Origin of the sequence: Paraburkholderia phytofirmans PsJN, assembly GCF_000020125.1 — a bacterium.
GTDB lineage: Bacteria > Pseudomonadota > Gammaproteobacteria > Burkholderiales > Burkholderiaceae > Paraburkholderia > Paraburkholderia phytofirmans.
Map to the genome: position 1 here is coordinate 62,036 of NC_010679.1, position 11,777 is coordinate 73,812.

Here is an 11,777-nt window from a genome sequence, read left to right on the forward strand (position 1 = left end):
TTGCCGCCTATATCGGCTTTCTCGCATGGGTGAACAGTCTTCTACCGTTGCCATTCCGCGCGTGGTGAGGGCGATGAGACTCAGACTGGCATATGCAGCCGACCGAGCCGAAATGGCGGTCGCGTTCGGGACCGAGGCGGACGCGCATTACCGAATTTTCGACCGGTCGCGAGCTGTCAATTTGAGGCGCTACGCGCGCGGGTATCTGGCTGGACTGTTGGCCCGGAGGATGGACAAGACGTTTATCGACAACCAGTTTTCGCCCGTGGGCAAGCCGCCTGCGTGAAACAATTTACCGTGAGAGTCTGTTTTCGTTAATTCGCTGACAGATCAAGACCTTGGGGCCGATTATTCGGCCCTTTTTTTTGTTTGTTTCACGGCGTCGCAGTGCGGATCGCGGTCATTCAGTGCTGGCTGTACGTCGCCGATACTCTCGTGGGCAGTTTTGGCGCGACGGTGTATCAAATGATACGTAATCTGTAATCGAGCGCCGGCCGGGTTCCCGGCGGGTGCGGGTTCACTTCGTGGACGGAAATGGGGATGCAGTTATCCACCGCCCGCCTGCGGCGGCCCGTGGATAACTGCACCGCGCCCCTGCCTCTTGCGGGCCGGGCGCTTCCCCATTTTGCGCTGGCCGGGAACCCGGCCTCATTGGTGCGCGTTGGCGTTGATTGCAGCCTGGAGCTTGTCGCGTGTTTCCGTATCGAGCAAGGGAAACACGGCCTTGACGGCGCGGCCCACGCGAGCATCGTCCCGCGTCTGCTGCATCAGTACCGTGTTCACCGTCAACACCAGCCCGCCGCTCACCAGGCCGGCGATAAGCGCCGCACCAGCGAGCAGGCCGTAAGTGGTGCGACGCCTGCCCGGCTTTCCGGCCCCGTCCTTCGTTGGGGCCGGGATCGACGCCTTGACCTCATCGAGCTTGCGGGTCAGAGCGCGGACACTGCTCACCAGCGCATCAACCTGTTTGAACAGCTCGCTTACCTCGCCGAGAATGATGCGAAGGGCCGCTTCCCGGCGAGTATGCGGCCCCGCTTGCGGCCCCATGTCGCTCATTTTTTCGCCGCCTTGCCGAACAGAATGTCGCTCGCGCTCGCCAATGCCTCTTGAGCGGTAATCGCCAGATCGCGGTCGCCTTCCGCAATCACCGCTGCTTCGAGGGCGGCCACATCGCCAGCCTGTTTCGCTTCAGTCCGTTTCGCCTTCCAGTCCGTCCGGTCTTCGGCCAGCTCGCGAATGTTCTTATTCGTGACCAGATCGAAAACTTCGTTGAACGGGATGACAATGGCCGGCTCGAATGTAGCCTTACCCTTGCCAGTTGAAGCCGCATAATCGTGAATGAGCTGATACACGTAGCTCGGCGGAAGTTGCGATTCGCCGCCATCGTACATATTGAAAACGACGCGGATTTTATCGTTACTGAATCCGAGTTTTGACAGCCACTCGACCGTTTTCACCGTGTCTTTCTGTTGCTTCTCAGCCGGCACAGTCGGAACCACGATCATATCCAACTCGCGAACCGCCGATTTATACCGCGACAGTTCTTCCATGAACGCGATCACGTTCGACGCGCCAACGTCGATAATGACCTCATCGCTCATGAGAAGTTCGTTGAAAATATCCCGGAATTGCGACGCGGAAAACTCTTGTGCCTGCGCGCTTGTGATTTGCGTGGCAACGGACGCATTGTAATGCTCAACCGAAACCAGTTTTGCTTCCGGCCGACTAGCTTTCAGCCAGTTCGTCGCGAGCGTCGTTTTGCCAACATTACCACTCAGATTGATTACGGCGATTTTTGCGTGCTTCATGAATTATCCTCTTTTAAAGCGGCCCCTAGCTCGACGCTGGGCCAATTCCTCGACAGCTTTGTCCGCATCCGCGAGGGCGTTTCTGACTCCGAACACGGGGTCCAAACCGCTCAACGGTTCCCCGCTTGGTTCCTGTAATCCAGTCTCTTTACCTTCCTGATGTGCGCTCCCTTCCGGCTCGACCGAACCGGGGTTCTCTGGTTTCGATAAACCACGGTCGTCCGGTTTATCGAAACCAGACCTAGCACCACTCACCGTATTTCTTTCGTAACCCTTTCCGCTGTGTTCCTCTTCTGGTTTATGTAATCCAGTTTGCGCAGCCCGTTTCCTCACGCGGCGCAACGTCGTTTCGTACACGTCGAATGACATTGCGATTCCGGCATCGACCAGGATTTCGTGGATGCGTGCGTGTCTATGACCCAATGCCGAGGCACGATCAATGTGCTGTCTCAATCGCTCCAACAGCACGGCCTTCGAACGAAGGTTCTGCTGTTGCAGCTCGCCGGCCATCTCACGCAGAGAGGCCAATTCTTCCGGTTCGTTCATGCTATCCCGATCTTGTTCCGAACTTGGGCAGATCATACACCGATCTTATTCCGAACATCAAGAGGTTGAAAATGGGCGTTTCCGAACAATTGCCGATCAAAAACCGAACATTCACCGAACACTTTCCGATCATTTGCCCGTGGATTGGCCGATCCGCAGGCGTCAGCGGTCATCAAAAGCCCTCAAAAGCGGGTCGAATACGCCTCTTTGCAGGGTGCGATGGTCGTCCAAACGCCATCGTTCTAGCCTGCCGAGGCGGAAATTCAATCGTCCTAGAAGCCTCTACACCATACGCACCTCTTCGAGGTGCGGCGGAACCCTTGCTGCGCAAGGCTTCCGCCTTAAAACCGCCCTCCAGCTCTCGCCTCTTTTGTGGCACGGAATGCTGTTAAGATCATGAAATTCAACAAAAAAGGTGTGGCATGGGAACTTTAAATATTCGGCTGACGGTTGAGGAAGAGGCGGAAATTCGCCAAAGGATGGCTTTGGCTGGCGAACGGCAGATGGGTCCGCACATCAAGCGGGTCTACTTCGGCAACCTAAAAGCGCACGAAGGACCGATAGCAGACCTGAAGCGAACGGGTGAATTGTCCGTATACCTGTTAGGCGAGCTGGCGAAGAAAGCCGGCGTTCGAGCGCGGCCGGACAAACACGAAGACGAGCTTGATGAGAATGATTTGCATCTGCGGATCATGATCCTGCTCTACCTCATGGTGTACGAAAGCGTCGACTCCACGATGCGAGCTTGGGCGGATCGCTTTCTGAACAAAGAAGCTCTTGAAACCTTTTTGAAAGCAGGTGGTTGATATGGTGATGCGTCGTTACGATGACAGATACAAGCCGGCGGCCTTCTTCAGCGTCGTGCTGGCGACGTTCCTGGTCTGGTTCTGGTCTGTCCACCGACTATTCGTGTTGCCTCCGGCGATCTTTCTCGCCGCGTGGCGCGCGGCAAAAGTCACCCCCGACGTTCCGGCCATATGGGTGCCAACCGCTGTTGCGTTCTCGTATGGTCTGCTCGTAATGGGTGTTATTTTTGGCTACTTCAAAAGTGGTTTCGAAGGCGCTGATTATGTGATGTATCTGCGCGGCGCGAGAATGGTCGGGCATGCGCGCCTCAAAGATATGACGAGGAAATTCTTCTATAAGCATCTTCGTATTGCCGGCGTTCCTATTCCTGAGTGGCTTGAGGCATTACATTTTCGCGTTATCGGGTCGACCGGTGCCGGTAAATCGGTTGTGATATCAGATTATATCGAGTCGGCGCTCGCGCGACGCGAAAGAATGATCTGTATTGACCCTAATGGTCAGTTCATGGAGAAATTTTATCGCGAAGGCGATATTATTATTAATCCGTTTGAGGCGCGGACAAAATTTTGGGGAATATTCAATGAAATCAGAACGCCCTACGATGTAGCCTCTTATTCGATAAGTTTGATACCGAAAAGCCCAAGCACCGAGCAGGAAATTTGGAATGCAATGGCCCGGACGATTAGCAGTGAAGTAATGCTGAAACTCTGGCGGCTTGGCATTGGCGATACGGACCATCTGGTTTACTGGCTGACAATCGCGTCTAACGAGCAATTAATGGAAATGCTCGCCGACACTGCTGCGCGCGGTATGTTTCACGGCGCGGAGGAAACGATTGGTAGCGTTCGCGCGGTTCTGACACGCTATATCACTCCGCATAAATACCTTTCGGACATCGAGACCGTCGAAGGCTATTTCAGCCTGCGCGAATGGATCGACTCGAACGCCGAGGATCAGCCCAACGTCTGGATTATCTGGCGAGAGGACCAGCTTGCATCCCTGAAGCCGCTGATCTCATGCATGTTCGACGTTGCATGCAATGCCGCCCTCTCCAAGCCAATTACGGATGAAACCGTCGCGACCCATCTGGTTGTTGACGAGGTGGACTCGCTCGAAAAGCTCAACTACCTTGTGCCGGCCGCCACGAAGGGCCGAAAACACCGCCTGCATATTTGCGCGGGGATGCAGTCTGACGCCCAGCTCGACGGCACCAACGGCAAAGACGACGCCATGACCGTTCGAAACAGCCTGCGCACGACCGTCGCCCTTGGTATAGCCGAGGGTGATACCTATACCGCCGAACAACTGTCAAAGGGACTCGGTGAACATGAGGTAATTCGGCAGCGCACCACGGCTTCGGACACTGGCCGCGACTCGCATGGGCAGGAAGTAATCAAGGAACGCGTGGTCATTCCCTCGCAGATCACTGGATTGCCGAACCTCACCGGCTATCTGAAGCTCGCGGGAGACTGGCCCATCTGCAAGTTCACGATGCCCTACAAGAAACGCAAGGCCGTTACCGAGGCGTTCATCATGGCGCAGAACCGCTGGACGATGGATGCTGAAGCAGCCAACGAACAGGCGCGGATGGACTTCTCGCGCGCGAAGCGTGCCGCAACTGACGTAGACGCTAGGGACGTTGATGACGACGACTCCCCTAGCCCCGCCCTCGAATCCTCCCGGCCATAATAACGATGCTCACTTTTGATTTTGTCGGCAGCTCTGCTGAAGCAGCCAACTACTACGAAGAGACCGACGACTACTACACGAAGCCCGGTCATCGCGGCGAATGGGACGGTGAAGGTGCCAAAGCACTTGGCCTGGAAGGCGGCGTAGATCGACAGATATTCATGGACCTGCTTGACGGTCGCCTGCCGGACGGCCGACAGGCGCGTAAGTCGATGCCACACACGCAGAAAGATGGGAGCAAAAGTGCCCCGCGTCTTGGCATTGACTTCACATTCAACGCACCCAAGAGCGTGAGCATCGTCGCGCTCGTCAAGAATGACCGCCGCGTAATCGAAGCGCACGACGCGGCAGTAAAGGATGCCCTGGCGATGATGGAAAGCCGTGCGATCGCGCGGCAGAAGTACCGCGGCATTTCTTTTCGGGAGAAGACCGGCAAGCTGATCGTCGCGAAATTTCAGCATGACCTTTCCCGCGATCAAGACCCACACCTTCACACGCACGCAGTCACAATGAACCTCACGCAGCGTCGCGACGGCCGTTGGGTTGCGCTCGCTAACGAAGACATGCTGAAGTCCGTCAAAGTGGTCGGTGCGTACTATCGCGCCCAGCTCGCACAGTACCTCACGAACATGGGGTACGACATTCGAGCAACGCGAAATGGCTTCGAAATGGCTTCCGTACCAGATGAGGCAATCAAACTTTTCAGTCAGCGCAGCCGCACCATTGAAGAGGAACTGGCGAAGAGCGGGCTCACGCGAGAGACCGCAACGGGAGAGTTGAAGCAGAACATCACAAAAGACACCCGTGCGGAAAAAACCGATGCGAACCGTGCGGCGTTGCGGCAGGAATGGGCTAACGCACTTGCAGCGGCCGGAATTGACCTCGGCCCGATGATGGCTGACCATGAGGCCGCGCCTGTACCCGACACCAAATTCGTTACCGCCGAAGGTGACACGTATATCGTTCACCCGGACGGTACAACTACTCGCGATGAGCCCGACGCCGGACAAGGTGAACCGGACTCGCCGCAGTCGCAGCCAACGTCGCCCGAAGCAGAACAACCGGCCATACCGACGCCGGCAGCTCCCGACAACGATCACTTGGCGCAACTGGCCGTAACGGGATTTGCGACTGCCAAAGGGTCGACGTACACGGTGCATGAGGACGGCACCACGACGCGCGATAAGGCGGCCCGCGCCGATGTCGGCCACGAAGGCGACAGCGGCATCAAGCCACGCACAGATCGCACGGTGTATGTTGAGAACGATGCGTCGCGTCTGTCTGCCGCCGGCTTGAACGGCCTTGACGAACACGGTGCGCGCGTTGTCATCAAGGACGGCAAGGCAACCCTGCTTACGTGGAACGAGCGCGGGAACAGATGGGGAGCTTCGCCGTCCAGTCGAGACGTACCCGTGTTCGACAAGCCAGCGGTCGGACTGTACCCACTCGAATTGTGGAAACTTTCCGATGACGTTCCCGGTTATGAGGCGTACCGTGGGATGCACGCCGGCAACAAGATCACCGAACTGCGTCACGACGGCCCCGCGCCGGATCGCGTCGCACAGGACGATGAGAGTCCCGCGCAGCACGACGAAAGCGCCGATGCAGCGCGCGCCGATGCGCGGCCTGCCGACGTTAGCAAACCGGCACCTACGCAGCCGGCCGCGCTCGCACCAAAGCGAGCAGAGCACACGTTTTATGTGACAGAGCGCAATGCTGAAACCCTTGCCTATGTGCAGACGCGAGGCGAGGGCAAACGGATCGTTCGTATGGACGACGGCAAGTACGCCGTGGCTTATACCACTGGCAACAAGGCGGGCGAGGTTGATCCTCGTACTGTTGTTGACGCATCGACGCGGCCAGCAGCCGGTCTAGTTCCTGTCGAGTTGTGGGAAAACGGGGGGCGCGTTCGGTTCGGCTCGCGTATTGCATCCATCGAACAGCCGAAGCCGATCTACGGGCGCGAGAAGTCACCGGCACCCGGCGACATCAGGCTCTATCGAGGCGAAGGCGGAACACTCACAGGGTCCGTACCAGCCGGTAACTGGTGGACTACCAACCCCGCCAAAGCAGCCAGGTACGGCGACGTTTTCTACGTCGACTTGCCGCGCGAGTTTGTTGGAAACAATTTCGCCCAGGGACACAACGGAACGGACGAATATTTTTTTGCCGGCTCAGATGAGACATGGCGAACCAAGGTGCGTCCGCTAGGCGACTCGCATCCGATGCGACCGTCTTCGGCGACTGATGAGCAGCCGACCCAGCCAGCGGGACAAGAGCAGGAAACCAACTGGTTGAATGGAATTCAGCAGGCAGGGCAGCGCATTTTTGATGCGGTACGTGGGAAAGGGAAGGGCGATGCCGCCAACGAGCCCCCTACGCCCGAAAATGCCGAGTCGCCAATGACCCCGCAAGAGGTCGCGCGTAACGCTGTCGATTTTGCGATTGAGCACTTGTCCGAGCGGCAAGGCATTTTCACGAAGAGCGAGATACTTGAGCGCGCATATATGCGTTCGCTTGGCGCGACAGAGGAAGTCAACGACGAGCTGGCGAATGCGGTTGAAGACGGCCGTCTCGTTGCCGAACTGCCGCTGTTTCAGAGCGCAAAGTCTTTTTCGCGTGACGTACATCAACAGACGATTGACCCGCATTTCGACAAATTCCGGCATGACAACGACATCCACAAGCTCACGAAAGAATCGTGGGTGTCCCTTCTGGTAAACGTTGAAGGCTACTCCCCCGAGCGAGCACAGAGGACCGTCGAGGAATCAATCCGAAACGGCCGGCTTGTCGAGACCGAGCAACGTTTTACCACGCGTGAAATGAGGCAAACGGAATCCGAAATTCTCTGGATGGAGCGAACCGGACGCGGCACGGTTGAACCGCTTCGCACCGCTGAACAGGCAGAAGCAATGCTTGCGTCGACCGGACTGAATCCGGGGCAGAAAGAGGCGGCCCAACTGGTTCTCACGTCGCCCAACCGTTTCATCGGCATACAAGGTTATGCCGGCGTCGGCAAGAGTCATTTGATGAGTACCGTCGTTCAGGAAATCAAGATGGAGGCCGCGCAACAGGCCGAGACGTTAGGCTACAAAGTAGTGGGTCTTGCGCCTTATGGTTCTCAGAACAAGGCATTGCAAGAGTTGGGTATGGAATCGCAGACTTTGGCCTCATTCCTCGTGCGCGAACCTGATCCTGAACTTCTTGGGCCGAAAACCATCATCTTTCTCGATGAGGCCAGTGTTGTTTCCGCCCACCAGATGAAAGACCTTATGGCTCGCGTCGAACAGAGTGGGGCGCGGCTGGTCATGATCGGCGACCGTAAGCAGACGCAGGCCGTCGAAGCTGGCAAGCCATTCGAGCAGCTACAGGACGGCGGCATGGCTCTAGCCCACGTCACCGAGATTCAACGTCAGAAGGATGCTACCTTGAAGGCCGCAGTAGAAAAGGCGGCCAACAACAATATCGGCGGCTCGGTGAAGCTCCTGGAGAAAAACACCGTGCAACTGAAGAAAGAAAAAGCCCGGCATGGGCGGCTCGCCGATGACTACGTGAAGATGCCTGAAGAGCAGCGCGACGGCACTCTGATTGTTGTCGGCACAAACGAGACTCGCAGAAAAATCAACGAACTGGTAAGAGACAAGCTGAAGCTACCGGAAGGTGAATTGGTTCGCGCGCTTGAGTCCTACGATATGAGCAGGGCAGAGCACAAACAGGCGTCAAGTTATCAGCAAGGCGTCGTGTTGATTGCCGAACGGCCCGGCGAACATGGTCTTGACCGAGGTGTCCACTACACCGTCAGGTCAGCAGATGCGCGCGGCAATACGCTGACCGTTTCTGATGCGGCCGGCAACGTGCGCTCGCTCGATGCCACACATCTTAGCGGCGTATCCACTTACACCCTCACGGACATTCCCATCGTCAAGGGTGATTGGCTTCGTATCACACGCAACGACAATCGCCAGGGCGTGTTTAACGGCGAGCGACATCGCGTTCTTTCGGTTGACAAGGATTCCGTCGTGCTTGAGAACGGTGCGAAGCTCTCCCGTGCATCGGCGATTCACGCGCAGCACGGGTATGCGCAGACCGTTCACAGCGCGCAGGGGTTGACACGGCACGGTGTACTGATCGAGGCCGATACACGCAGCCTCACCAGTAACCGTGCCGTGTGGTATGTCGCAATCTCACGCGCGCAACATGCCCTGAAAATTTACACCGACGATGCCGGCGGCCTCGCCCGCGTCATGGCCCGCGAGCCAAAAAAGTATGCTGCGCTCGAACTTCGTGACGAGCGGCGAGAGAAGGTCATTTTCGACGCCTTGTCCGCATCCCGCACGTTGCAGCAGCAGAGCAGGGGGGCGGTGAAGAAGACGTTGCATGCCGATGCCACCAAACCTCGCGCGCGGCCAACGCACCAGGCGCGGCAGTCTCACCAGCGTTCCTCGCGACGCGGCCCAAAGCTCTAACCGTCGACCGATCTGTTACAAAAAGTTTCAGATTGGGCTTGAGGTTCGCCCGTACTTGGGGTAAATAGGGGTGTGCCTCACTTTTTACATATATTTAGGAAACTAGAATGCGTCGTTTAGTGAAACTGTTTGTAACTGCGATGGTTTATTTGGCCCTGTTTTCAGGGGCAGCGCAGGCGCAAGGCACGACATCGCCCTTATCGTTGCCAGCAAACGGCGATATCCAGCAGTCGGACTATCCATGCGCGCTTGTGCTCTGCGTGCTTAAACCGACTGACTCAAAGTGCGTGCCGGTCATCAACTGGCTTGAGCATAGCTTTATCGAGAAGGGCAAGCCGTGGCCGACATGCAATTTCGCCGGCTCGCCAGGATCATCGGCTTCCTATTCTGCGCAGCCCCACGTCGACTGTCCCTCCGGTTTCACGCCCGAGCAGGCCAACAGTGGTTACGGCTCTGTCTATACCGGCGTATGCCTGCGTCCCGTTCAGACGTGCGCGACCACGGGCGCGCGCGCATATACGCCAAGCGTCGCAGGCGCGGCCTGCTACACCTACACGTACTACGACGACAACGGCTATGCGCAAACCACATATTTCGAGTACATCATCCCGCCGACCGGCGTGACGAGCTACGCGATGAACGTCAATGTAGCGGCGACCTCAACAATGCCGGCCTACAAAAACACCTTCTTTTTCAACCTCAACGGTTCGACCGGCCAAGCCCTCGCCGCGTCGATCATCAATTCCAATGCCAATCCCAACTACTCCCCCTACTACAACAGCAGTGGTAGCCGCCATTGAGACGTGCATGCCCGGTGTAGATCGACGCCTATCCGCGTCACTGGTGCGGCAGGAGTCGAATTTCAACCCCTATGCAATCGGGCTAGATGGCAAAGAGGTGCTGTATCTACAGCCGCGTAGCTATCAAGAAGCTGTCCAGACTGCCGTTAACTTGATGCGTGAAGGTAAAGGGTTTTCTGTGGGGCTGTCTCAGATTCATATATCGAACGTTAGGCGCTACGGAATGACGTGGCAACAGGCGTTCGATCCGTGCTCGAACCTGATGGCCGGCGGAAGCATTCTGAAGGGGTTCTACTCGCAAGCCGTCAATAAAGGTTATCGGGGTCAAGACGCAGTTTTTGCCGCTTTACGCGGCTTCAATTCCGGCGACGTTGGTAACTCCATTAGCAACGGCTACGCGAGCAGCATCCTGCGTCGAGTATCGAACATGCCGGTTTCTGGCCCTGTCCCGATTCCGGTCGTGCCTGTCGGTACGGTAACGGTAACTCCCGTTACGGTCGATTCTGTCGCTCAGGGCTCCCCGGAAGCGGTGCTGCAACCAGTTTCGGTGCCTGCGAATGGCGGCGGCGAACCCGCTCCGCAAGCGCGTGCCGATATGTTTGCGGCGGCCAAGCCGTCAATGTTCGCAACGGCAACCCGCTCGATGTTCGCGGGCAAGTCAGCTTCCACGACAACACCCCCACCAACACAGGTCGTTGCCAGCACGGCAGGGCCGACGCCAGTCATGGCGGTCAGCGCAGAGCTTCGCGTTCAAACCCGCAGTACCAATGCGGGCGAGGATGACGACGGACCTGTACCCGTGAGGGTCGTGCAGCAATAACCGGGTGGCGAGTAGTGCAGACTACGCGCCACTATTTTTGCATCTTTGGTTCACTATATGACGTTGTTTAGTGTACTATGTCCTAACGTTTAGGCTCTAGGGGAGGGCTTTTGTGTGTGGTCTAATGGAGGGCTTTGCTCCCCCAAACCTTACCCACACAGGTACGACATGCGACTCCAAGACATTTCCGCGCTTGCCGGATCAATCACCCAGGTCACGTTCACGAGAAACGAGACCGAGCAATGGGAAGTCTCGATTTTTTTGGGAGGGGCCGCATCGCAAGAACACAAACTCACGAAGTTTCACCACCGCGACACTCCGCGCACCTGGGCGAGTCTTGATAAGGCTGTCGCCATGCTCGAACAGCAGCTCGGAGTGAAGTTTGAACTTACATCCTCACTTCAGAAAAAGGTTGCTCATGAACCACGAGAAAATCCGGGGGACGGTTAAGGCCGCAGCGTCCGCTATCGCAATCAAGGCTAAGACCTTCACCGTCGAAGCCCGCAAGAACGTCTCCTTCTCCCGCCTCTACATGACCGGCTGCATTGCCGGCTACGGTCTTCTGGTACTGGCCGATCCTGCCGCCGCTCAAGCGTCGCTGCGCGGTGCCACGGAATCCCTCTTCAATACTCTCTACGGCGTGGTCGGCGCGGCTGGCGGCGTTGCCACACTCGTTTCCCTAATCAACTGGAAGGCCGGCAATTTCCTCGGGGCACAAGACCCGAAGAAGACGACCATTCACGCGATTATGGGAACCGCTGGCGCGTTCGGCGTTGTTGGCATCATCCAGGCCATCAAGGCGGCTACCTCCGGCTCTGGCAGCAGCATCAGCGGCGTCTAG

10 protein-coding genes are annotated in these 11,777 nt (G+C 57.2%); 7 read left to right on the plus strand and 3 right to left on the minus strand.

Annotated features, from left to right (window positions below; translation table 11 throughout):
• Positions 1 to 648 precede the first annotated feature (648 nt).
• The 3 genes from BPHYT_RS36260 to BPHYT_RS38505 are packed head-to-tail and all read right to left on the minus strand — an operon-like array spanning position 649 to position 2,354.
• The gene (locus BPHYT_RS36260; protein ID WP_012430991.1) at positions 649 to 1,056 is read right to left on the minus strand and encodes a hypothetical protein; all 408 of its coding nucleotides are present in this window, start codon (positions 1,054 to 1,056) and stop codon (positions 649 to 651) included.
• Positions 1,053 to 1,808 (minus strand): hypothetical protein, encoded by a 756-nt coding sequence (locus BPHYT_RS36855; protein WP_012430992.1) that lies wholly within the window; start codon positions 1,806 to 1,808, stop codon positions 1,053 to 1,055. Before BPHYT_RS36855 ends, BPHYT_RS36260 begins: the two co-directional genes overlap by 4 nt.
• A gap of 3 nt (positions 1,809 to 1,811) precedes the next feature.
• On the minus strand, positions 1,812 to 2,354 hold the full coding sequence (locus tag BPHYT_RS38505; protein ID WP_148225228.1) for a hypothetical protein: 543 nt from the start codon (positions 2,352 to 2,354) through the stop codon (positions 1,812 to 1,814).
• A 422-nt stretch (positions 2,355 to 2,776) separates the two neighbouring features.
• Here BPHYT_RS38505 and BPHYT_RS36275 point away from each other — a divergent pair, with 422 nt between their 5' ends.
• The 7 genes from BPHYT_RS36275 to BPHYT_RS36305 all read left to right on the plus strand — a co-directional run bounded on the left by BPHYT_RS36275 (position 2,777) and on the right by BPHYT_RS36305 (position 11,777).
• The gene (locus tag BPHYT_RS36275; protein WP_012430994.1) at positions 2,777 to 3,160 is read left to right on the plus strand and encodes a hypothetical protein; all 384 of its coding nucleotides are present in this window, start codon (positions 2,777 to 2,779) and stop codon (positions 3,158 to 3,160) included.
• Between the two features lies 1 nt (position 3,161).
• Positions 3,162 to 4,850 (plus strand): type IV secretion system DNA-binding domain-containing protein, encoded by a 1,689-nt coding sequence (locus BPHYT_RS36280; protein WP_012430995.1) that lies wholly within the window; start codon positions 3,162 to 3,164, stop codon positions 4,848 to 4,850.
• 5 nt (positions 4,851 to 4,855) lie between these two features.
• The gene (mobF, locus tag BPHYT_RS36860; RefSeq protein ID WP_012430996.1) at positions 4,856 to 9,316 is read left to right on the plus strand and encodes a MobF family relaxase; all 4,461 of its coding nucleotides are present in this window, start codon (positions 4,856 to 4,858) and stop codon (positions 9,314 to 9,316) included.
• A 107-nt stretch (positions 9,317 to 9,423) separates the two neighbouring features.
• Positions 9,424 to 10,116: a hypothetical protein gene (locus BPHYT_RS36290; RefSeq protein WP_012430997.1), complete on the plus strand. Its 693-nt coding sequence runs from the start codon at positions 9,424 to 9,426 to the stop codon at positions 10,114 to 10,116.
• 7 nt (positions 10,117 to 10,123) lie between these two features.
• The gene (locus BPHYT_RS36865; RefSeq protein WP_012430998.1) at positions 10,124 to 10,936 is read left to right on the plus strand and encodes a transglycosylase SLT domain-containing protein; all 813 of its coding nucleotides are present in this window, start codon (positions 10,124 to 10,126) and stop codon (positions 10,934 to 10,936) included.
• A 168-nt stretch (positions 10,937 to 11,104) separates the two neighbouring features.
• A complete protein-coding gene (locus tag BPHYT_RS36300; protein ID WP_041760058.1) occupies positions 11,105 to 11,386 on the plus strand; it encodes a hypothetical protein in 282 nt (93 codons plus the stop codon).
• Positions 11,355 to 11,777: a hypothetical protein gene (locus tag BPHYT_RS36305; protein ID WP_012430999.1), complete on the plus strand. Its 423-nt coding sequence runs from the start codon at positions 11,355 to 11,357 to the stop codon at positions 11,775 to 11,777. The genes BPHYT_RS36300 and BPHYT_RS36305 overlap by 32 nt, the downstream gene beginning before the upstream one ends.